General features: G+C 59.7%; 19 protein-coding genes and 1 tRNA gene. 17 read left to right on the forward strand and 3 right to left on the reverse strand.

Translation table 11 applies throughout. The features are described 5' to 3' along the window. Positions 1-26: 26 nt before the first annotated feature. The 9 genes from gluQRS (at position 27) to pgi (ending at position 11,512) form a co-directional block, all read left to right on the forward strand. Positions 27-944, forward strand: a complete 918-nt coding sequence (gene gluQRS, locus AC13DJ_RS11895) for a tRNA glutamyl-Q(34) synthetase GluQRS (RefSeq protein ID WP_474540406.1) — start codon at positions 27-29, stop codon at positions 942-944. 4 nt (positions 945-948) lie between these two features. Further along, positions 949-1,125, forward strand: coding sequence for a hypothetical protein (locus tag AC13DJ_RS11900; protein ID WP_022990235.1), 177 nt, complete (start codon positions 949-951; stop codon positions 1,123-1,125). Then, on the forward strand, positions 1,115-4,078 hold the full coding sequence (locus tag AC13DJ_RS11905) for an ATP-binding protein (RefSeq protein WP_482933926.1): 2,964 nt from the start codon (positions 1,115-1,117) through the stop codon (positions 4,076-4,078). Before AC13DJ_RS11900 ends, AC13DJ_RS11905 begins: the two co-directional genes overlap by 11 nt. A gap of 7 nt (positions 4,079-4,085) precedes the next feature. Further along, positions 4,086-5,489: a sigma-54-dependent transcriptional regulator gene (locus tag AC13DJ_RS11910; protein ID WP_482933925.1), complete on the forward strand. Its 1,404-nt coding sequence runs from the start codon at positions 4,086-4,088 to the stop codon at positions 5,487-5,489. A 722-nt stretch (positions 5,490-6,211) separates the two neighbouring features. Further along, positions 6,212-7,582, forward strand: coding sequence for a polynucleotide adenylyltransferase PcnB (gene pcnB, locus AC13DJ_RS11915; protein WP_036220063.1), 1,371 nt, complete (start codon positions 6,212-6,214; stop codon positions 7,580-7,582). Further along, complete coding sequence (gene folK / locus AC13DJ_RS11920; RefSeq protein ID WP_094625254.1) at positions 7,579-8,079, forward strand: 2-amino-4-hydroxy-6-hydroxymethyldihydropteridine diphosphokinase; 501 nt, start codon at positions 7,579-7,581, stop codon at positions 8,077-8,079. Before pcnB ends, folK (AC13DJ_RS11920) begins: the two co-directional genes overlap by 4 nt. Before the next feature lie 75 nt (positions 8,080-8,154). Beyond that, positions 8,155-8,949: a 3-methyl-2-oxobutanoate hydroxymethyltransferase gene (gene panB / locus AC13DJ_RS11925; protein WP_474540409.1), complete on the forward strand. Its 795-nt coding sequence runs from the start codon at positions 8,155-8,157 to the stop codon at positions 8,947-8,949. Further along, complete coding sequence (gene panC / locus AC13DJ_RS11930; protein ID WP_482933924.1) at positions 8,946-9,794, forward strand: pantoate--beta-alanine ligase; 849 nt, start codon at positions 8,946-8,948, stop codon at positions 9,792-9,794. Before panB ends, panC begins: the two co-directional genes overlap by 4 nt. 56 nt (positions 9,795-9,850) lie before the next feature. Continuing rightward, a complete protein-coding gene (pgi, locus tag AC13DJ_RS11935) occupies positions 9,851-11,512 on the forward strand; it encodes a glucose-6-phosphate isomerase (RefSeq protein WP_482933923.1) in 1,662 nt (553 codons plus the stop codon). Here the strand turns inward: pgi and folK (AC13DJ_RS11940) are convergent. Beyond that, positions 11,495-12,010, reverse strand: a complete 516-nt coding sequence (gene folK / locus AC13DJ_RS11940) for a 2-amino-4-hydroxy-6-hydroxymethyldihydropteridine diphosphokinase (RefSeq protein WP_474540412.1) — start codon at positions 12,008-12,010, stop codon at positions 11,495-11,497. The two genes, pgi and folK (AC13DJ_RS11940), sit on opposite strands and share 18 nt — an antisense overlap. Then, the gene (folB, locus tag AC13DJ_RS11945; protein ID WP_058340008.1) at positions 12,010-12,378 is read right to left on the reverse strand and encodes a dihydroneopterin aldolase; all 369 of its coding nucleotides are present in this window, start codon (positions 12,376-12,378) and stop codon (positions 12,010-12,012) included. The genes folK (AC13DJ_RS11940) and folB overlap by 1 nt, the downstream gene beginning before the upstream one ends. Positions 12,379-12,522: 144 nt before the next feature. Between folB and plsY the strand changes: the two genes are divergently transcribed. Beyond that, on the forward strand, positions 12,523-13,116 hold the full coding sequence (gene plsY, locus AC13DJ_RS11950) for a glycerol-3-phosphate 1-O-acyltransferase PlsY (RefSeq protein WP_288372487.1): 594 nt from the start codon (positions 12,523-12,525) through the stop codon (positions 13,114-13,116). Positions 13,117-13,119: 3 nt separating this feature from the next. Here plsY and tsaD read toward each other — a convergent pair whose 3' ends face one another. Continuing rightward, a complete protein-coding gene (gene tsaD, locus AC13DJ_RS11955; RefSeq protein ID WP_474540413.1) occupies positions 13,120-14,175 on the reverse strand; it encodes a tRNA (adenosine(37)-N6)-threonylcarbamoyltransferase complex transferase subunit TsaD in 1,056 nt (351 codons plus the stop codon). A 234-nt stretch (positions 14,176-14,409) separates the two neighbouring features. Between tsaD and rpsU the strand changes: the two genes are divergently transcribed. From rpsU to AC13DJ_RS11990, 7 genes are all read left to right on the forward strand, one after another. Further along, positions 14,410-14,625, forward strand: coding sequence for a 30S ribosomal protein S21 (rpsU, locus tag AC13DJ_RS11960; RefSeq protein WP_007153483.1), 216 nt, complete (start codon positions 14,410-14,412; stop codon positions 14,623-14,625). 152 nt (positions 14,626-14,777) lie between these two features. Then, complete coding sequence (gene dnaG, locus AC13DJ_RS11965) at positions 14,778-16,529, forward strand: DNA primase (RefSeq protein ID WP_482933922.1); 1,752 nt, start codon at positions 14,778-14,780, stop codon at positions 16,527-16,529. Positions 16,530-16,647: 118 nt separating this feature from the next. Next, entirely contained in the window at positions 16,648-18,495 is a 1,848-nt protein-coding gene (gene rpoD, locus AC13DJ_RS11970; RefSeq protein WP_482933921.1) for an RNA polymerase sigma factor RpoD, read from the forward strand. Between the two features lie 60 nt (positions 18,496-18,555). Further along, positions 18,556-18,632, forward strand: a tRNA-Ile gene (locus AC13DJ_RS11975). 148 nt (positions 18,633-18,780) lie between these two features. Beyond that, positions 18,781-18,924: a hypothetical protein gene (locus AC13DJ_RS11980; protein WP_482933943.1), complete on the forward strand. Its 144-nt coding sequence runs from the start codon at positions 18,781-18,783 to the stop codon at positions 18,922-18,924. 83 nt (positions 18,925-19,007) lie between these two features. Further along, positions 19,008-20,024: an Abi family protein gene (locus tag AC13DJ_RS11985; RefSeq protein WP_482933920.1), complete on the forward strand. Its 1,017-nt coding sequence runs from the start codon at positions 19,008-19,010 to the stop codon at positions 20,022-20,024. 700 nt (positions 20,025-20,724) lie between these two features. Next, positions 20,725-21,585: a PEP-CTERM sorting domain-containing protein gene (locus AC13DJ_RS11990; RefSeq protein WP_482933919.1), complete on the forward strand. Its 861-nt coding sequence runs from the start codon at positions 20,725-20,727 to the stop codon at positions 21,583-21,585. Positions 21,586-21,953 lie beyond the last annotated feature (368 nt).

A 21,953-nucleotide genomic window follows, 5' to 3' on the forward strand; every position in this document is an offset into this window, starting at 1 on the left:
ACCCGCTGCCGGCCAGATGACTCCCTATGAAGCAACCCCGCTACCGCGGGCGCTTTGCGCCTTCCCCAACCGGCCCCCTGCACTTCGGCTCACTGGTTACGGCCCTGGCCAGCTGGCTGGAAGCCCGAACCGCTGGCGGTGACTGGCTGGTACGAATCGAAGACCTGGATCCTCTGCGGGAACCACCCGAAGCCACCGGACAAATCCTCCATTCCCTGGACTGCCACGGCCTGTTCCCGGACGAACCGGTACGCTTTCAGTCAAAGCGCCATGACGCCTATCAGGACGCCATCAGCCAGCTGCTGGAATCCGGCAAGGCTTATCGCTGCCGCTGTTCCCGCAAACAACTGCAAGCCCATGGTGGCCGGCACCCGAACCACTGTCGCAACGGCACTGCCGGCGTTGGCAACGAGCCTTTCGCCATCCGCTTTGCCCTGCATGACGAAACCAGCCACTGGCATGACCAGCTGCTGGGCCCGCAGCAACAGCAGGTACATGCCGAAATCGACGACCCGGTCATCCTGCGCAAGGAAGGCTTCTACGCCTACCAGCTGGCGGTGGTGGTGGACGACATCGACCAGGGCATCACCCACATTGTTCGTGGCTCAGACCTGCTGGACATGACCGCCCAGCAGCAACAGATCTACCGGGCGCTGGGCACACAGCCGCCCCACTGGCTGCATATTCCGGTGATCCTGAACGACCAGGGCCAGAAACTGAGCAAACAGACCCATGCCCCGGCGCTGGACGATACCCGCCCGGCAGAGAACCTGGTACAGGCACTGCAGGCGCTGGGACAAAATCCGCCACCGGAACTGGCCGCTCGCGGTGTAGACGAGATACTGGACTGGGGCCGGGCAAACTGGCAGAGACAGGCTATTCCCCTGACATCCCGGCAGGCCCGTGGTATAACCCCCGGTACACACACCCGTTCGGACCACTGAGCCGATGTACATTTACCGTCTGGTTTTTCTGCTGGTACTGGCCATCTATATTTTTTCCCCGAACATCCTTGATTGGTGGACGTCGCCGGATAACGTCTGGTACAGCCCCTATGTGATCTGGGGCGGGCTGATAGCCATCGGCGTCTGGCTGGAATGGCGACGGGATCCCAATGAGTTTTAGTGCCACCGGCCTGTTACTGGCCAGCCTTCTTTACCTTGTCCTGCTGTTCGGTATTGCCTGGGGCACCGAACAGGGCACAATGATGCGCCGCTGGGTGCGTCACCCCCTGGTGTATACCCTCAGCCTCGGGGTCTATGCCGGCATCTGGGCCGTGTATGGCGCCATTGGCATGGCAGCGGAGTCCGGCTACGGCTTCCTGGCCTATTACCTGGGCATCAGTGGTGCGTTTTTGCTAGCACCGGTGCTGCTTAACCCCATTCTGAGAATTGCCCGGGCCTACCAGCTCACATCCCTGGCCGACCTGTTCGCCTACCGGTATCGCAGCCAGTGGGCGGGCACCCTGGTAACCCTCTGTTCCGCCGCCGCTATCCTGTCCTTGCTGAGCATGCAGATACAGGCGGTTACCGTATCTGCCAGCCTGCTGGCGCCGGCCACCTCACCGGAAGCCATCAGCGTGATGTTTGCCCTGATCGTGGTGTTGTTCACCATGTTGTTCGGGGCACGACGGCATCAGAGTTCCGGCAACCATCAGGGCCTGGTACTGGCCATTGCCTTCGACTCGCTGGTGAAGGTCATCGCCCTGCTGGTGCTTGGCGGCGTCATCCTGTTCGGTGTCTTCGATGGCACCCGCGGGCTGGACGACTGGCTGGCGCAGAATTCCCACCCGGAAGCAGCCATGACCATGGCGATCAACGACGGCAGTTGGCGCGCCCTGCTGCTGATGTCCTTCGCCGCCGCCCTTGTGCTGCCACACATGTACCACATGACCTTCAGCGAAAACCCGTCACCCCGGGCGCTGGCCAAGGCCAGCTGGGGCCTGCCGCTGTACCTGCTGCTGGTGGGCCTGCCGGTTCCGCTGATTGTCTGGGGTGCCCAGGCACTGGACGTCACCTCGCCGCCCGCCTTCTTCAGTATCGGTGTTGCCCAGGCGCTGGATAGCCCGGCCCTGACCATGCTGATGTACATTGCCGGTTTGTCTGCCGCCAGCGGGCTGATGATTGTCAGCACCCTCGCCCTGGCCGGCATGGTGCTGAACCACGTTGTGCTGCCTCTGAAAACCCCGAAGGATCAGGGCGACATTTACCGCTGGCTGCAGTGGGTCAAACGCCTGCTGATCGCCGTTATCCTGTTCCTGGCCCTGCTGTTCCACGAAACCATCGGCCAGAAACTGGACCTGTCCATTCTGGGCGCGATTTCCCTTTCCGGTACCCTGCAACTGCTGCCCGGCGCGCTCGGAGTCATATACTGGCCGGAAGGCAATCGCCGGGGGCTGGTCGCGGGCCTGGTTACCGGCCTGACCATCTGGCTGTTTACCCTGGTACTGCCGTTTTCGTCTGCCACGGATCTGTTGTACTGGCTCGACCTGCCCATCAACCCGGGCTACGACAACTGGCACATCTTTACCTTTATCAGCCTGACGGCGAATATCTCGGTCTTTGCCCTGGTCTCGATCATCAGCCCCGCGTCGGCGGAAGAGACCAGCGCTGCCCAGGCCTGTTCCATGGGCGCACTGTCCCGGCCCCAGCGCCGGGAACTGCTGGCGGCATCTTCCAAGGAATTCATCCAGCAACTGGCGGATCCGCTCGGCCAGAGCGTGGCACGGCGGGAAGTAGAACGGGCCCTGGCCCAGCTGAAACTGCCCAATGTGGAGTTCCGGCCGTACCAGCTGCGCCGGCTGCGGGACCAGATCGAAATCAACCTGTCCGGCCTGCTGGGGCCCTCGGTGGCCCGGGATATTGTAAAGCGGCACCTGGGCTTCAAGCCCCTGACCCACGGCGTCACCGGCCAGGATATCCGCTATGTGGAGCGGGCGCTGGGGGATTACCAGAACCAGCTGACCGGCCTGGCCGGGGAGCTGGACAACCTGCGCCGGCATTACCGGCAAACCCTGCAGAACTTGCCAATCCCGGCCTGCTCGGTGGGCGAGGACGGCGAAATCCTGATGTGGAACCACGCCATCGAAGCACTCACCGGCATTTCCGCTGACGAAGTGGTGGGCGCCCGGCTGATGGCCCTTCCCGAGCACTGGCACACCCTGCTGGATGACTTTAACCGGGGCTCGGAGCTACACCGCTACAAGCACCGGCTGGACCTGCGGGGCAAGCCCCATTGGCTGAACCTGCACAAAGCGGCCCTGAGCGGCCCGGACCACACCGAAGGCGGTTCCATTATCCTGGTGGAAGACCAGACCGAAACCCGCCTGCTGGAAGACGAACTGATGCACAGCGAACGGTTGGCCTCTGTTGGCCGCCTGGCCGCTGGCGTGGCCCATGAAATCGGCAACCCGGTCACCGGCATTTCCTCCCTGGCCCAGAACCTGAAGCTGGAAACCGACGACCCCGGCATCCTGGAAACCGCAGACCAGATACAGCAGCAGACCCGGCGCATTTCCGCCATCCTCCAATCCCTGATGAACTTCGCCCGTACCGGCAACCATGCCCACGCAAACCGCTATGAACCGGTCAACATTCACCGCTGCGTGGAAGAATCCATCAACCTGCTGTCACTCAGCGAACGGGGCATGGGCATCCGCTTTGTTAACGACTGCCCGCCCTCCATGCAGGTGCTAGGCGACGAGCAGCGGCTGGTTCAGGTATTTGTTAACCTGTTGGCCAACGCCAGGGACGCCTCGCCAGACGGAGGTACCATAACGGTCAATGGTAAGGGCGACGGCTACTCCGCTATCATCGAGGTGATTGATGAAGGCTCCGGTATACCGGCAGATCAGCTGGACCACATATTCGAGCCCTTTTACACCACCAAGGCCCCCAACAAAGGCACGGGCCTGGGGTTATCCCTGGTGTACAGTATTGTTGAAGAACACTATGGCAACATCCAGGTAGAAAGCCCGGCCGACAAAGCCACCGGCCGCGGCACCTGCATGAGGCTGCGCCTGCCCGCCTACGAGCCAGAAACCGATACCGGCAACAGCAGCCCGAACGAAAGGTCGTGAACGCAATATGCCCCGTATTCTGATAGTTGAAGACGAAGACATTATCCGCTCGGCAGTCCGCAAGCTGCTTCAGCACGCCGGCTACGAAGTGACCGATGCCGTCTCTGTAGAAGAAGCCGAAGGGCTGGAGCCAGACAGCTTTGACCTGATCATCACCGATCTGCGCCTGCCCGGCGCGCCCGGCACCGAAATGATCACCCGGGCGCCGGACACCCCGGTGCTGATCATGACCAGCTATGCCAGCCTGCGCTCCGCCGTGGACTCCATGAAAATGGGCGCTGTGGACTACATTGCCAAGCCCTTCGACCATGACGAAATGCTGGCTGCTGTGGAGAACATCCTGGCCCGCGGCCACGAGCCCGCCAGCAGCCGGGCCGATGAAGGCCCTGACCGAACCGCAGACACCCCATCCGGTGATCCGTCGACCGTCATGTTTGGCACCTGCGAGCCTATGCAGCGGGTATTCACCCTGATCCGCAAGGTAGCCCCCACAGAAACCACGGTGCTTATCCAGGGCGAATCCGGTACCGGTAAGGAACTGGCCGCCCGGGCCCTGCACCTGCTCAGCCCACGGGCCAACAAGCCCCTGATTTCGGTAAACTGCGCCGCCATCCCCGAGAGCCTGATTGAATCGGAACTGTTCGGCCACGAAAAAGGCGCCTTTACCGGTGCGGTTTCAGCCCGTACCGGCCTGATCGAAGCGGCCGACGGTGGCAGCCTGTTCCTGGACGAAATCGGCGAATTGCCCGCCGAAGCCCAGGCCCGCCTGTTGCGGGTACTGCAGGAAAGCGAAATACGCCGGGTAGGCTCTACCCAAAGCCAGAAAGTAAACGTGCGGATGATCGCCGCTACCCACCGCAACCTGAAAGCGATGACCCGCACCGGCGAGTTCCGGGAAGACCTTTATTACCGCCTGAACGTGATGCAGATCCGTATTCCGCCACTGCGGGAACGCCGGGGCGATGTGCTGGGCCTGGCCAGCCGGTTCCTGAAACGGCAAGCAGAGAAACTCGGACGCCCGGACCTCAGCCTGAGCCCGGAAGCCATGCAGGCCCTGGAGCGTTACCGCTGGCCCGGTAACGTGCGGGAACTGGAAAATGCCATCGAGCGGGCGTCAATCCTGACCGATACCGACGTCATCACCCCCTCTGTGCTGGACCTGGACAGTGATTACGGCGACGAATACATCCCCGAAACCCTGGTGGAAGGCGACAACGAACAAACGCCCACCCGCGACGCAGATTCTGCCAACGACTTGTCCCTGGAAGACTACTTCCAGCACTTTGTTCTTGAAAATCAAGATCGTATGAGTGAAACCGAGCTGGCCCAGAAACTCGGCATCAGCCGTAAATCGCTGTGGGAGCGCCGCCAACGACTGGGCATTCCCCGTAAAAAAGGCGCCGGCAGCTGACCATCCGAAAGGTAACAAATGAGCCCCAGTTCATTTGTTACCTCCCTGTTCCTCACGGTAACACTCCCTCTCCAGATAACGTGACACAGGTAACACTTCCACCGGGTACGGGGTAACACCTATGTCTACACTTTTCGTAACTCTCTGTTAATAAACGCTTTTCAAAAACTGGCACGCCCCCTGCAAACTATTAAGCGCACAACAACAAAAACAAGAGTGACAACGCGGCGTCAAAACAAAAACAAAAAGCTGCAAGAGCGTCCGGTAACAAAAACAAAAACAGGACGCGAGCGAACTGAGTGTTTTGGGTACTTTGCTTTTTTAGTGGTCCCACAACATGTGCGAGTTGTAGAAGTGGAGAAGAATCGTCTTCCAGGCGACACCGCAACTGCTGTAAAGCCCGCGCCATGTTTCTGACTGCTCATGTATTCAAAGCTTTCCGTTTGCGTTGCTTATAAGCCCTGACTTTGGGGCAACACGGTGGGGTAGAAAAATCAAAAAGAATCCCGACAACAACAAGAACAATGCAGATCGTCAACGCTTTCAGGGCGGGTTCGTAATCGCGAACCCGCCTTTTGATTATCTGGCTTCCGAAAAAGCCGAACACCTTCCCGAAACACCCCCTGAAACGACTTTATTGCCAGCGATTCCCGCCAAACGTGTGCAATTCCTGCGCAAACCGTTAAAATCCCCGTTTTTGCGGCTCGCAAACACGGAATTCCATGCCTAGACGACTAGTAGAAAAACTCCGCTCTTTCATGCCCGGCAACGGGAAAAAGAAAGCCAGACACTACCAGCGGCAAGAGATCCCGAGGGATCAGCACAACGTGTCCCGCTCGATGATCAGCGAGCCGGCCAAGAAAGTGCTGCACCGTCTGAACAAAGCTGGCTACGAAGCCTACCTGGTGGGTGGCGGCGTGCGGGATATCCTGCTCGGCGGCAAACCCAAAGACTTCGACATTGCCACCAATGCCACCCCTGAAGAGGTCCACGACCTGTTCCGGAACTCCCGCCTGATCGGCCGCCGTTTCCGTATTGTACACGTGGTGTTTGGCCGTGAAGTTATTGAAGTCACCACCTTCCGGGGCAATGCCCGGGATGCCGAAGACGATGTTGCCGACGATGAGCACCGCACCAGTGAGCACGGCCTGCTGCTGCGGGACAACGTATATGGCAACCAGGAAGAAGACGCCCTGCGCCGCGACTTCACCATCAACGCGCTGTACTACTGCATCCGCGACTTCAGCATTATCGACTTCGCCAATGGCGTGGAAGACCTGAAAAATCACCAGATCCGCCTGATCGGTGATCCGGAAACCCGCTACCGGGAAGACCCTGTGCGCATGCTGCGGGCCATCCGCTTTGCCGCCAAGCTCGGGTTCGAGATCGAACCGGAAACCGAGGCCCCGATCCGGGAGCTGGCGCCCCTGCTGAGCCACATTCCGCCGGCCCGGTTGTTTGATGAAGTGCTGAAACTGTTCTCCGCCGGCCATGGCGAAGCCACCTATAACCTGCTGCAGCAATACAACCTGCTGGAGCCGCTGTTCCCGGAGACCGCCCGTGCTATTGAAGCCGGCGAACCCGACGAACTGATCCTCCAGGCCCTGCGCAACACCGATGCCCGCATCGCCCAGGGCAAATCGGTAACACCGTATTTCCTGTTTGCCGCCATGCTGTGGCCTGCCCTGCAGGTGGAATGGCGCCGCCGCCAGGACAACGGCGACCCGGTGCAACCGGCGCTGCACGGTGCTATCGGCAAGGTTATCGGCCGCCAGGTTCAGGCCACATCCATTCCCAAGCGTTTCTCCGGCCCCATGAAAGAAATCTGGGAAATGCAGATGCGCCTGCCCCGGCGCCAGGGCAAGCGGGCCTTTGCCACGCTCACCCACCCCCGCTTCCGGGCTGCCTACGACTTCCTGTTAGTACGGGAATCTGCTGGTGAGATTGAACCCGGCCTCGGCCAGTGGTGGACCGAATTCCAGAGAGTGGACGAGCGCGGCCAGGAAAGAATGCTGTCCCAGCTTGGCTCGGCCACGGCGCCCCGCAAACGCCGGCGCAAGCGCAGCCCGGTGAAACGGCCGCCTCAGTCATGACGGTACTGGCTTACGTCGGCCTGGGCAGCAACCTGCAGGACCCCGCTGCCCAGCTTGCGCGCGCCGTTGCCGAGCTGGCCAGCCTGCCGGACACCACACTGATGGCGCAGTCGCCGTTCTACGCCAGCCGCCCCGTGGGCCCGCAAGATCAACCGGATTTTGTGAATGGCGCTGTCGAACTGCGCACGACCCTGCCGCCACACCAGCTGCTGGACCACCTGCAAACTATCGAACAGGCCCACGGCCGGGAGCGGCTGCGTCACTGGGGGCCACGCACCCTGGATCTTGACCTGCTTCTGTATGGCGACCAACAGCTGGCAGATGAGCGGCTGACGATACCCCACGCCGAGCTGGCAAACCGGGACTTCGTGCTGCAACCCCTGCTGGACCTGAACCCGGAACTGAGCCTGCCCGATGGCCGCCGCGTCGACCAGCTGCGGTCCGAGTGTCCGGACAATCAGCTGCGCAAACTGCCACCCACAGGCGGAAGCAACTGATTAACAGCTGGCAACTCCGTGCTACTCTTGTAACAGGTATACCCCGGCATTCATCTATTCAAAGGCAAGGATTCTATGGCAGTTACCATCAACACCCTGCGGGAATACAAGCAAAAGGGCGAAGCCTTTTCTGCCCTCACCTCCTATGACGCCACCTTTGCACAGGTGGTCAGTGAAGCGGGCGTAGACGTGATCCTGATTGGTGACTCGCTCGGCATGGTTCTTCAGGGCAATGACAGCACCCTGCCGGTAACCATGGAGCACATGGTCTACCACACCGGCTGCGTTGCCAGGGGCAACCGTGGCGCACTGATCATGGCGGACATGCCCTTCATGTCTTACGGCACCGTGGCCGACGCCCTGGACAACGCCGCAGAACTGATGCGTGCCGGCGCCCACATGGTGAAACTCGAAGGCACCGACTGGATGCGCGACACCATCGAGGCCCTGAGCGAACGCGGTGTGCCGGTCTGTGCTCACCTGGGCCTTACCCCCCAGTTCGTCAACAAGTTCGGCGGCTACAAGGTACAGGGCCGTGACGACAAAGCCGCCGAGGCGATGATCGAACACGCCTGCGAACTGGAAGCCGCCGGCGCCGACGTTATCCTGCTGGAATGTGTGCCCGCACCGCTGGCTGCCCGCATCACCCAGGCGGTCAAAGCCCCGGTCATCGGCATCGGCGCCGGCAACGGCACCGACGGTCAGGTGCTGGTGCTGCACGACATGCTCGGCGTCACCACTGGCCGTAAGCCGCGCTTTGTGAAAAACTTCCTGGCAGAGACCGACTCCATTCCGGAAGCCATTGCCGCCTACGCAAAAGCCGTTAAAGACCGCTCATTCCCGGCCGAGGAGCATACGTTCAAGGCATGAGAACCGTACATTCACTGAAAGAACTGCGCAGCATCCTGAAGGCGTTCCGTCAGCAGGACAAAACCATTGCGCTGGTGCCCACCATGGGCAACCTGCATGAGGGCCATATTTCCCTGGTGCGCAAGGCCACAGAAGCCGCTGATATCGTGGTCACCAGTATTTTCGTGAACCCGATGCAGTTCGGTGCCAGCGAAGACCTGGACAAGTATCCCCGCACCCTGGCAGAAGACCAGGCCCAGCTGGAAGCTGCCGGCAACACCCTGGTGTTCGCGCCCACGGTTGACGAGATCTATCCGGAAGGCCTGGCCAACCAGACCAAGGTAGTGGTGCCGGAAGTCAGCGAAGGACACTGCGGCGCCAGCCGCCCCGGGCATTTCGAAGGCGTAGCCACGGTGGTGACCATGCTGTTCAACATGGTACAGCCTGACATCGCCATCTTCGGCGAGAAGGATTTCCAGCAACTGGCGGTGATCCGCAAGATGGCGCGGGACCTGATGATGCCCATCGAAATCATTGGCGCCTCGACCATCCGCGAAGACGACGGCCTGGCCAAGAGCTCCCGCAATGGTTATCTGTCTGACCAGGAGCGAGCCATCGCTCCGGTGGTGTACAAAACGCTCACCAGCGTCGCCAGCCAGCTGGAGCACGGCCGTTCGGACTTCAACACGCTGGAGCAGGAAGCCAAAGAGGCACTGGCCGGTGCCGGGCTGCGCCCGGATTATTTCAATATCGTAAACAGCCTCACTCTCAAACCCGCAGCGGAAGCCGACCGCGAACTCACCCTGCTGGTTGCCGCCTTCCTGGGCACCACGAGGCTGATCGACAACATTTCCGTAACCCGCTGAACCCGGAACTGCCGCCTGCCCGAACGGGGAAGGCGGCAGACAGAAAGGACACTCTGATGGCAGACAACACAGCAGCACTGACCCAAAAGCCCGAGTGGCATGCGCTGATCCGGCACAAAGAAAAACTTGCCGAAACCCCGATGCGAGACCTGTTCCGGGACGATCCCACGCGCGCCACCCGCTACCTGATCGAAGCTGCGGGCCTGACCCTGGACTTCTCCCGCAACCGGCTGACCGATGATACCCTCAGCGCACTGGCCGACCTGGCCCGGGCCTGTGGCCTGGAGCAGCGCACAGAAGCCCTGTTTACCGGCGGCATCGTCAACATCACCGAAAACCGGCCGGCCCTGCACACGGCACTGCGCCAGCCGGCCGATACCGACGTACAGGTAGATGGCTGCAACATCATGCCGGAAGTGCACAGCACACTGGCCCGCATGGAGCAGCTGGTTGAAGCGATACACAGGGGCCAGCATCGTGGCCACACCGGCAAACGCTTGACCGATGTGGTGAGCATTGGCATCGGCGGCTCCTTCCTGGGCCCGAAACTGGTGGTTGAGGCCCTGAAGCCTTACTGGCAGGGCGGCCTGAACTGCCACTTTGTTGCCAACATCGACGGCACCGACATCTCCGAAACCCTGAAGGCCCTGGACCCGGAGACCACCCTGTTCCTGGTGCAGTCCAAATCCTTCCGCACCCAGGAAACCCTTGATAACAGCCTGGTGGCCCGGCAATGGTTCCTGGCCAATGGCGGCTCCGATGCGGCTATCGCCAGCCACTTTATGGCTGTCACCACCAACATCGAAGCAGCAACCGGCTTTGGCATTGCCGCTGACAACATCTTTCCCATGTGGGACTGGGTGGGCGGCCGTTATTCCCTGTGGTCGGCCATTGGCCTGCCCATCGCGCTGACGCTGGGCATGGAACACTTCCGTTCCCTGCTGGCCGGCGCCCATGCCATGGACTACCATTTCCGCAACACCCCGGCCGAGCGAAACCTGCCGGTGGTGATGGCCATGCTGAGCGTCTGGTACAACAACTTCTGGGGGGCCGGCAGCCACGCGGTGCTGCCCTACGACGAGTACCTGAAACACCTGCCGGAACACCTGCAACAGCTGGATATGGAAAGTAACGGCAAGCGGGTAACCCAGCACGGCACCCCGGTGGACTCCGCAACTGGCCCGATTCTCTGGGGTGGCGTAGGTGCCAACGGCCAGCACGCCTATCACCAGCTGATCCACCAGGGCACCCGGCTGATTCCCGCCGACTTTGTGATTCCGCTGAAGTCCCACAACCCCGTGGAACACCACCACGCCACCCTGTTTGCCAACTGCCTGAGCCAGGCACGGGCGATGATGGCGGGGAAAACCCGGGAGGAAGCCGTTCAGGAACTGCGGGATAGCGGTATGGCTGAGGCTGCAGCGCAGGAGCTGGCCCCGCACAAGGTGATCCCCGGCAACCAGCCCAGCAACATCCTGATGATGGAACAGCTAACGCCGGAGACACTGGGTGCGCTGGTTGCGCTGTATGAGCACCGCACCTTTGTGCAGAGCGTTATCTGGGATGTGGACTGTTTTGATCAGTGGGGCGTGGAGCTGGGCAAGCAGATTGGCAACGAAATCCTGCCACGCCTGCTGGGCGAAAAGAGTGACGGCACGGCAGGCGACAGCGCCACCGATCACCTGATTGAGCGGTTCCGGTCAGCCAACGGCCTGTGATAACCGCCGCCCCTGCCAGGTGAAATCCACCGGCCAGAGTTTCTGGTCGGTGCTATAGGCCTGCCACAGTCGTCCATAGCTTTCGCTACACACCGGATGTACATCTTCAGGTGCGATATCCGCCAGTGGACGCAGCACAAAGGCATTCTTCAGAATCTCGGCCCGGGGCAATTCAACGCCATCGGTTACGCCGGTAACATTGCCCCAGGTCAGGATATCCAGGTCCAGGGTTCGCGGGCTGAACTTGGGAGCATCCGGCTTGCGCCCGTTTTCCCGCTCCAGCTGCTTGAAACGGGCTGATAACTCACCAACCGGCAAGTCGGTCTCCACCCCCACCACCAGGTTCAGGAAGTCCGAACCGTCAAAGCCCACCGACTCGCTCTCGTAGACCGGCGAGATCACCAGCTCACCAAACCACTGTTGCAAGGCATCCAGTGCTGCCGTTACGTGCCGGTAGCGGTCGATGTTACTGCCGATACTGATATACACCCTGGCCATCACCGCTCTCCCCTTTCAATTTTTACACCCACCGCCCTGGCCGCCGGCACGGCGCCAGGCTTTCGCAGGGTTAATCGCAACCAGCGTACCCCGAACTCATTCTGCAGCACTCCGGCCAGCTCTTCCGCCGCCCGCTCCAGCAGCTTTGGCTGCAGCGCCTGCAGCACGGCAGTTACCCGCTCGCTCACCGCAGCATAGTCCAGGGCATCGGCCACATCGTCACTGGCCCCCGGGCGACGGTTGTCCCATGCCATTTCAAGGTCTACCAGCAGCCGCTGGGTGACGTCGCGTTCCCAGTCGTACACGCCGATAACGGTCTCTACCGCCAGGCCTTCGATGAAGACGATGTCTGTTGAAGCATCTGCCAAACCGGACTCCAGGATGTTCCACTCAAGGCTGATTGAATAATGCACAGGCAAGCGATACTGTGGCTGTTCGCCTGTCTGCCGGATTTAAGGGGCGGCATTTTCTCACAGAACACCCGGTGCCGTCTGCGCACCTGCGATGCAGCCATGGATGCAACCAGCAACCCGATTGTGATTGTACTGCTCTGCTTCGGCGCCTACCTGGCCGGCTCGGTGCTGTTTGCTGTGCCCGTATGCCGCGCATGGCAGTTGCCCGATCCGCGGGCGCTGGGTTCCGGCAACCCCGGAGCCACCAACGTGTACCGGGCCGGCGGCTGGAAACCGGCGCTGATCACCCTGGCGCTGGATGCCTTCAAGGGCTGGCTACCGGTGTGGCTGGCGCACCTGGCGGGGCTGTCCATCCTGGTGCAGGCCATGGTGGCCCTGTGCGCGGTAACTGGCCATATGATTCCGCTGTTCTACCGGTTCAAGGGCGGCAAGGGCGTGGCAACAGCCCTGGGCGCCGGCCTTGCGCTGGCACCGGTCACAACCCTGATCATGGCCGGCATCTGGCTGGTGATCATGTGGCGCTGGCGTATCTCTGCGCTGGCCTCATTGATTGCCATTGCCAGCGGGCCGGTCATCAGCGCCCTGCTGGAGCCGGACACCCTGCCCCTGTTTGGCCTGCTTACCCTGCTGATTGTGGTGCGCCACCGCAATAACCTGATCCGCCTGACCCAGGGCCGGGAAACCGGTTTGTAATACTCAGTCTACAAGGCCGTTAGCCCGGGGCTCATTCACCGCCGGCAGGGTGTTCATCGGCCAGCGCGGCACCGACACAATCCGTTCACCGTCACGCTGCCCGGCCCGCAGCCGCTGGGCACCGGCGTAGGCAATCATGGCCCCGTTATCGGTGCAGAATTCCGGGCGGGCATAGAACACCGAGCCGCGCAGCCTGGCGGCCATCTTCTCCAGCCCGGCCCGCAGCCGCTTGTTGGCACTCACGCCACCGGCAATCACCAGCCGCTTGCAGCCGGTTTGCTCCAGTGCCCGCTTGCATTTGATGGTCAGCGTGTCCACCACCGCCGCTTCGAAGGCCAGGGCGATATCGGCTTTTACCTGCTCGTCCAGGTTGCCGTTATCCCGGGCAGCATTCACGGTATTCAGGGTAAAGGTTTTCAGGCCACTGAAACTGAAGTCCAGGCCGGGGCGGTCAGTCATCGGGCGCGGGAACCGGTAGATGCCATCGCGGCCCTTTTCGGCCAGCGCCGCCACCCGGGGGCCGCCGGGGTAATCCAGGCCCAGCATCTTGGCGGTTTTATCGAAAGCCTCACCGGCGGCGTCGTCTACCGATTCGCCCAGCATTTCATACTCGCCAATGCCGTCTACCCGCACCAGCTGGGTGTGGCCACCGGATACCAGCAGCGCCACAAACGGAAATTCCGGCGGATTGTCTTCCAGCATGGGCGCCAGCAAATGGCCTTCCATGTGGTGCACACCCAGTACCGGAATATCCAGCGCAAAACCCAGAGCATGGGCCACCGAGCCTCCCACCATCAACGCGCCGATCAGGCCCGGGCCGGCGGTGTAGGCAAGGCCCTCGAGATCCTTGCGGGTTTTGCCGGCCTCGGCCAGCACCTGGTCGCACAGGGGCAACAATTTGCGCACGTGATCCCGCGAGGCCAGCTCCGGCACTACCCCGCCGTAGTCGGCGTGCATGTCAATCTGGCTGAACAGGGCGTGGGCCAGCAGCCCCTGCTCGTCATCAAACAGGGCAACGCCGGTTTCGTCGCAGGAGGTTTCAATACCAAGAATCAGCATAGTCAGGCCGTATCCGCAGGAGGAGAAATGAAAGCTGGCGGCATTTTAGCAGAAACCCGAAAGCCTCCGGCAGTTTCGTTGAACAATGATTGACCTCGGCAGGCCCAGCCGTTATCATTGCCGCCCTAAATTAGCACTGGTCGAGTTTTAGCCAATCTGACCAGGGATCGAGCCCGCATGGCAAAGGCCGGCGGAACCAATTGAAACCGAATCTATCAGGTAGGTGATTTTCGAATGCCAGCTGTTAAAGTGAAAGAGAATGAGCCGTTTGATGTAGCACTGCGTCGCTTCAAGCGTTCCTGCGAGAAGGCCGGTGTACTGTCTGAAGTACGTCGTCGTGAGCACTACGAGAAGCCGACCGCTGTACGTAAGCGCAAAGCAGCTGCCGCCGTTAAGCGTCATCTCAAGAAGCTTCAGCGTGAGCAGCGTAAGTTCGAGCGTCTGTACTGAGTTCAGAACGCATCGACAGCAAGACTGATTGCCGGAACGGCGTTTCGCCCTACCCGGCAAACTGAAAATGCCGCCGAGGCCTGGCTTCGGCGGCATTTTTGGCTATGGTGAATAGCGTTTTACCCCGGCACCCAGGCTGAAGTGGAGCCACCATGAGCGGACTGATCCCTCAACGATTTGTTGAAGACCTGCTGGATCGTATCGACCTGGCGGAGCTGATCGGTTCCCGCATTACCCTGAAAAAAGCCGGCGCAAATTACAAAGCCTGCTGCCCGTTCCACGACGAAAAAACACCTTCGTTCAACGTTCGGCCAGACAAAGGCTTCTATCACTGTTTCGGATGCGGCGCCCACGGCGATGCCATCAGCTTCGTTCGTGAGTTCGAGGGCCTCGGGTTTACCGAAGCAGTGGAAGAACTGGCCAGGCGCGCAGGGCTTGAAGTGCCTTACGACAAGGCCGCCAAGCAGGAAATGCAGCAGGCCCGGACGCTGACCGACGCGCTGGACTTTGCCAATCGCTTTTACCAGTCGGCCCTGGCCGGCCAGCGAGGCGCCTATGCCAGGGACTACCTGACACAGCGCGGACTGGATAAATCGATTATCCAGCAATACCAGATCGGCTTCGCCCCGGGCACAGGCACAGCCCTTTACGACGCAGCCCCGAAAGATCTGAAGGGCCCGCTGATTGAAACCCGGACGGTTTCCGACCAGTACGGCCGCCCCAGAGACCTGTTCCGTAACCGGGTAATGTTCCCGATCCGGAACACCCGGGGCAAAACCGTCGCTTTCGGTGGTCGCACACTGGGCGACGACAAAGCCAAGTACATCAATTCGCCGGAATCGGACGTATTCCACAAGAGCCGTGAAATCTACGGCCTGTTCGAGGCCCGGCAAGCCATCCGCCAGCTGGACAAACTGCTGGTGGTGGAAGGCTATATGGACGTGATCGCCCTGGCCCAGCACGGCATTCACTACGCCGTTGCTACCCTGGGTACAGCGACCAACCAGGACAGCCTGAACGCCCTGCTGCGGCAGGTAAGACACATCGTATTCTGCTTTGACGGCGACCAGGCCGGCTTCCGTGCTGCCGACCGGGCCATGGAAAACGCCCTGGAGCTGATGGCAGACGGTCTGCATCTGCAATTCCTGATGCTGCCGCAAGGCGAAGACCCGGACACCCTGATCCGAAAAGAGGGTGCCGAGGCCTTCCGGAAACGCATAGACGGCGCTACTCCGCTCTCGCGCTACCTGTTTGACCGCCAGAGCGAAGGGCTCGACCTGCAACTGCCGGAACACCGGGGCGAACTGAGAGCCCGGGCCGAGCCGCTACTGAACAAAATGCCCCGCAGCACGCTGCGGGACGCCATGTGGCACGAAATGCTGCGACTGTGCGGCGGCCGCAACCAGTGGCAGAACCGCCAGCAAGGCCAGAACTACAAGGCCCGGGGCTGGCGCAACGAAGGCCAGAACCGGCCGTCAGAAGAACGTATTGACGTAAAACTCAGCAAAGACAGCACCTTGTGCCTGGCCCTGCTGGAGGCGCCGGAACTGGCCACGGAAGTGAAAGCCCTGGCGGACCGCACAAGGCAACTGGAGCAGGCCGGCCGACTGGCCCGCTGGCTACTGGAAAACAACATCCAGACCCGCAAAGCACTGGTAGCGGGACTGGCAACCGATAAGCAGGCCCGCGACAGGTTCTACAACCTGTTCGACGGACTGGAGCACATACCGGCGCGGGAAAGCACACTGGCTGCTGCCAGAGAGCTGTTAAGCCCGAACGAAGAAGCCGCGCGCCAGCAAAGACTGGCAACCCTGCTCCGGAACCTGGCAACGCTCACCCCGGAACAGCGGGAAGAGCTGAGAACCCTCAGCGCGGGTACGTTAAACCCGAAAGCCGGGGAGTAAAAACTTGAAACTATCGCAATTGATCACCATCTAACCGGTTGGTGGCAGCAAAACCAAGCGACAGCTATAATGGCTGTTTAACTTTTTTCCTTTTTAAAAGCGAGTTCACAGGGTGTCTATGTCAGGCAATTCGCAGAAATCACGTTTGAAAGACCTCATCGCACGAGGCAAGGAACAAGGTTACCTGACTTACGCCGAGGTAAACGACCACCTGCCGGAAGATATCGCAGACCCGGACCAGGTTGAAGATATTATCCGGATGATCAACGACATGGGTATCCAGGTGTGCGAAGAAACACCGGACGCCGATACCCTGCTGATGACCGAAGGCGATTCCACCGCAGACGAAGCGGCTGCCGCAGAAGCCGCCGCAGCCCTTGCCGCCGTGGAAACCGACGCCGGCCGCACCACCGACCCGGTGCGCATGTACATGCGCGAAATGGGTACTGTTGAACTGCTGACCCGCGAAGGCGAAATCGTTATCGCCAAGCGCATCGAAGAAGGCATCCGCGACGTCATGGCCGCCGTTGCCCACTTCCCCGGCACAGCTGGCACAGTAATCCAGGCCTACGACCGCATCATCGAGAACGAAGGCCGCATCAGCGACATCGTAACCGGCTTCCTTGACCCGGACGACGCCGAGCCGTTCATGGGCGAAGAAACCACCGAAGATACCTCTTCGGACGATTCCGACAGCGATGACGATGACGACGACACCTCCAGCGATGACGGCAACGACAACGGCCCGGATCCGGAAGAGACCCGCCTGCGCTTCGAACTGCTGAAAGAAAAGCTCGACGCCGCCAACAAGGCCCTGGCCAAGCACGGCCGCAGCCACAAGAAAACCCAGGAAGCCCTGAACGAACTGGGCCAGGTTTTCGCTCCGTTCAAACTGGCCAACAAAGCGTTTGACGAACTGGTGAACGTGGTTCGCTCCACCAACGACCTGGTGCGTGAGAACGAGCGGGCGATCATGCAGATCTGTGTACGCGACTGCAAAATGCCCCGCAAAGACTTCATCAAGTGGTTCCCGGGCAACGAAATCGACCTTGAGTGGGCGAAAGAAATCGCCGCCACCAAGAAGCCATACGCCGCTGCCATCGGCGAGCGCATTGACGAAATCGTACGCCTGCAGAAACGCATCCAAAACGTGCAGACCGAAGTGGACCTGGACGTGGTCGACATCAAGGAAATCAACCGTCGCGTTTCTATCGGCGAAGCCAAGGCCCGCCGTGCCAAGAAAGAAATGGTCGAGGCCAACCTGCGTCTGGTTATCTCCATTGCCAAGAAGTACACCAACCGTGGCCTTCAGTTCCTGGACCTGATTCAGGAAGGCAACATCGGCCTGATGAAGGCCGTCGACAAGTTTGAATACCGTCGTGGCTACAAGTTTTCTACCTACGCCACCTGGTGGATCCGTCAGGCCATCACCCGCTCTATCGCGGACCAGGCCCGCACTATCCGGATTCCGGTGCACATGATCGAGACGATCAACAAGCTGAACCGTATTTCCCGCCAGATGCTGCAGGAAATGGGCCGCGAGCCCACACCGGAAGAGCTTGGCGAACGCATGGAAATGCCGGAAGACAAGATCCGCAAGGTGCTGAAGATCGCCAAAGAGCCGATCTCCATGGAAACCCCGATCGGCGATGATGAAGACAGCCATCTGGGCGATTTCATCGAAGATATCCAGGCCCTGTCGCCGGTGGATTCCGCCACCGCCGAAGGTCTGCGCGAAGCGACCCGCTCCGTGCTGGCCGGCCTGACCGCTCGCGAATCCAAGGTGCTGCGCATGCGCTTCGGTATCGAAATGAACACCGACCACACACTGGAAGAAGTCGGCAAGCAGTTCGACGTAACCCGTGAGCGTATCCGTCAGATCGAAGCCAAGGCCCTGCGCAAACTGCGCCACCCTTCCCGCTCCGATCACCTGCGCGGCTTTATTGACGATCAGGGCAACGGTTAATCCGCAACACAGTAGCGGGCGCCACCCCTCGCGGGTATAATGGCGCCCGTTTTGCTTTCAGGGCCTATAGCTCAGTTGGTTAGAGCAGGGGACTCATAATCCCTTGGTCGCTGGTTCGAGTCCAGCTGGGCCCACCAATAATTTCAACGACTTAGCCTGCTTTCGAGCGGGCTTTGTTGTTTCTGCCTTACTCCCCTTCTGACCAACGCCAATTTGGGCTACCCTGAGCGACACAAAACCACGCAAATCAAGACAGTTGCAAACCGGACGTAACGGCGAGAGCGCATGGACAAGAAAGAGCTCACAGAACGGGATATCTGCACCAAGTTCATCAACCCGGCACTCACGCAAGCCGGCTGGGACATCCAGAGCCAGTTACGTGAGTCGATGAGCTGGAGGCCCTCTGCGACCAGCTCAAGGAACGCCTGAATCTGGTCAGCGAAACCCGCTGCCAGCTGGCCGAAGCCGTGGTGGCCAACGCCCTGAACTAACTGGAAAAGGATGACCGCACAGTGTACGAAAAACCGTGGCTTAGCTACCGCGAGCAGCTTGAGAAACTAAAGAGCCGGGGACTTGCGGTTACCGATGAGCCGAAGGCACTGGAATATCTGGAGCGTATTGGCTACTACAGATTGAGCGGCTACTGGCATCCGTTTCGTGAACGCTCAGGGTTGTTTTGCCCCATCGGTAAGGGCATCCCCCGAGGGAAGAAAACAAAGGAAACCAGCACCGTTCTGGACAGCTTCAAGCCGGGCGCATCTTTCGAGGCGGCCGTACGCCTGTACGTATTCGACAAAAAGCTTCGGCTCCTTGCCCTGGATGCGCTCGAGCGTATCGAAGTGGCATTGCGGGTCGATATATCCCACACCCTGGGTGGGCATGACCCATTCGCCTATCTGAATCCAGGCATTCTGTTCGAGGGATTCGCCAAGGAGGCAGACACTAAAACAGGGTTACCCAGACACGTGGATTGGATGAAGAAGCAGGCCATGCAAATCGCCCGCTCCAAGGAAGACTTCATCAAGCACAATAAAAACAAGTATGGCCACCCTCTGCCTATCTGGATTGCCTGCGAGGTATGGGATTTCAACACATTGTCAGAGCTCTATGATGGCATGCGCCCGGAAGACCAGGACACCATCGCGGACAAATATGGGATTCAGAATGGCCGGACTCTCGCCTCTTGGCTACGAAGTCTGAACTATTTGCGCAACGTATGCGCCCATCACAGCCGCTTATGGAACCGTAACGTTGTAGACCAGCCACAAAAACCTCCCAAGGGCGTTGTGCCGGACTTTGACAATGCCTGGGCGCGCGGCAATGAACATATCCTTGCCCGACCTTTTCTGTTGCTGTGTATCTGCCGGACGCTGTTGAGCTCCATCAACCCAAGTTCCAGCTGGTGGCAACGGCTCTCGGAATTACTGACAGAATTTCCAGAAAACCAATCGATTGGGGTTGGCTGGGGCGCCTTTGGCGTGTCGAATGAATGGAGAGGTTGGGAGTGTTTCCCGAAAAGCAGGCAATAAAAAACCCCGCAGCAGCTTCACCGCAAAGCGGATCCACCGATTGGGGCCGTGTTGCAACAAATAATAGACACGAGTGGTGCATTACTCAAGTGTGGCTTACCACAAATTACAAAAATCCCCCGCGCAACCTCCTATCGGAGCCAAGAGGCAGGGGTCGTGTTAGCGGAAAGATTAAAGCCACAGCAGCTCGGCATGCAAGCAGGAATTCCAGAAGAATGGATGACCTCCGGCGTTATCAACTCACTGTGACGCCAGCGGATACTGGGACAACATGGGTGGCCGTTATAATCGAGGTGCGGGACCAACACATATTCATCAGAGCGGCCGGCCCTGCCAGATGGTTGGCAGCCAGATGCACTGCCCCTGACACGCGAGTCGCAAGGTTAAAAAGGGCTTAAAGCCTGTTAACCCTGCAGCAAGGCAGCTCCACCGTAGGCCACCAAGCAAGCAGGCAGAAGCTAAATTCAAAGGCATCATAATCCCTTGGTCGCTGGTTCGAGTCCAGCTGGGCCCACCATTTCTTTCTATTCTCCCGCTGCCTTCCGAAGCCGCCACAACCACACCGTCAAAAAACTTTACACATCACTTTCAGAACTTCCGAAAACACTCCTGAATACAAACAACTACGAAGCTGGCACACATACTGCTACCTTTCTAGCGAGAAAGGACAAGGTTGCGAACCGCAACGAAGGAGTGTCACGTGAACCGTTCAACGATAACCAAAACACTATTGCTTGCCGGTATGGCTGCGGCCGGCTCGCTTGGCATGGCCGGCGCCCATGCTGCTACCATCGAGATTCTCTGCACGGCATCCGAGCCTTGCGGCCAATCGTCTGGCACTACCGCCGACGGCACCATCTTCGAAGCTGCTGCGAACCCGACAGAGCCTTCCACCGGAACCGGGGTTTTCAAGCCCTTTGTTCGGGTTCAGGCCCAAGGCAATAGCGACACCCAAAGCGGCTACAATACCGACTATTCGCCAGGCAATGGTATAAATTTTGACACTAAATCCGGCATCTGGACCCACTCCGTCTTGTTTGGCGATCTGGGCACCGTCGACATCGGGGGGCTGTCCTACTACCAGTTTTCCATGGACGCCAATGAAGAAGGCGGAAGGAAAAACCAGATTGACCTGACCGAAATCCAGATTTTCCTCGGTGGTGACGACCTTCGAATTCCAGAAAACAATGGCGGCTACACCGGCACCCAGTTCGATGGCAGCGCGTCGGACAACTTCCTGGCGGGCTATGCCCCGGTCTGGAACCTGGATAATGCTCTGAACGGAGACGTTACTGTTATCCTGCAGGCCAGTATCTGCGACAATCCGGGGCAGTGCGGTAGCGGGAAGGGAGACCTCAATTTGTTCATTCTCGACAGCCTGCTGCAGGGCGATGCCGATGATTACTTTGCATTCTACACAGAGTACGACCGGGTGGGCTCTGGCTTCGAGGAGTGGAATTACCTCGCAAGAACCATCCCCGTCCCCGAACCCGGCACCCTGGCCCTCTTCGGCCTGGGCCTTGCCGGCCTGATCGCCTCACGGCGCAAACTGCAGAAGTAACCAAAAGCCTGTGTCGGGAAACTTTACATAGCACCCCGGCACAGGTTTTTACCCGCCTATTACGCTACATAACACCCCGTCACATTTATCAAACAACACAATTTATCCTTTTCTTTTTACCTCGCCCAAGAAACATTACGCTACAAAAAATCACACCTGACACCCGTTATTTCAATGACTTAGCGCTAACTTGAAGTCACGGGCTAGCACTACGTGGTTTTACCGACACTGACCTGTGTCAAAAATGCCAAAGTCCTCATCGGACAAGCCCAATACACTTGCCACTGAACCAATGTAGCCAAACCCGAGGTCCGCGATGGCGCAGGGTGTCAGGTTTGAATACAACAATAACGAGCGAACGGAGTGTA

The sequence above is a fragment of the Marinobacter sp. L-46 genome (assembly GCF_056859535.1).

Bases quoted from the DNA above. Each gene is read 5' to 3' on its own strand.
- gluQRS (WP_474540406.1), top strand. From the start codon at position 27: ATGAAGCAACCCCGCTACCGCGGGCGCTTTGCGCCTTCCCCAACCGGC.
- AC13DJ_RS11900 (WP_022990235.1), top strand. From the start codon at position 949: ATGTACATTTACCGTCTGGTTTTTCTGCTGGTACTGGCCATCTATATT.
- AC13DJ_RS11905 (WP_482933926.1), top strand. From the start codon at position 1,115: ATGAGTTTTAGTGCCACCGGCCTGTTACTGGCCAGCCTTCTTTACCTT.
- AC13DJ_RS11910 (WP_482933925.1), top strand. From the start codon at position 4,086: ATGCCCCGTATTCTGATAGTTGAAGACGAAGACATTATCCGCTCGGCA.
- pcnB (WP_036220063.1), top strand. From the start codon at position 6,212: ATGCCTAGACGACTAGTAGAAAAACTCCGCTCTTTCATGCCCGGCAAC.
- folK (WP_094625254.1), top strand. From the start codon at position 7,579: ATGACGGTACTGGCTTACGTCGGCCTGGGCAGCAACCTGCAGGACCCC.
- panB (WP_474540409.1), top strand. From the start codon at position 8,155: ATGGCAGTTACCATCAACACCCTGCGGGAATACAAGCAAAAGGGCGAA.
- panC (WP_482933924.1), top strand. From the start codon at position 8,946: ATGAGAACCGTACATTCACTGAAAGAACTGCGCAGCATCCTGAAGGCG.
- pgi (WP_482933923.1), top strand. From the start codon at position 9,851: ATGGCAGACAACACAGCAGCACTGACCCAAAAGCCCGAGTGGCATGCG.
- folK (WP_474540412.1), bottom strand. From the start codon at position 12,010: ATGGCCAGGGTGTATATCAGTATCGGCAGTAACATCGACCGCTACCGG.
- plsY (WP_288372487.1), top strand. From the start codon at position 12,523: ATGGATGCAACCAGCAACCCGATTGTGATTGTACTGCTCTGCTTCGGC.
- tsaD (WP_474540413.1), bottom strand. From the start codon at position 14,175: ATGCTGATTCTTGGTATTGAAACCTCCTGCGACGAAACCGGCGTTGCC.
- rpsU (WP_007153483.1), top strand. From the start codon at position 14,410: ATGCCAGCTGTTAAAGTGAAAGAGAATGAGCCGTTTGATGTAGCACTG.
- dnaG (WP_482933922.1), top strand. From the start codon at position 14,778: ATGAGCGGACTGATCCCTCAACGATTTGTTGAAGACCTGCTGGATCGT.
- rpoD (WP_482933921.1), top strand. From the start codon at position 16,648: ATGTCAGGCAATTCGCAGAAATCACGTTTGAAAGACCTCATCGCACGA.
- AC13DJ_RS11980 (WP_482933943.1), top strand. From the start codon at position 18,781: ATGGACAAGAAAGAGCTCACAGAACGGGATATCTGCACCAAGTTCATC.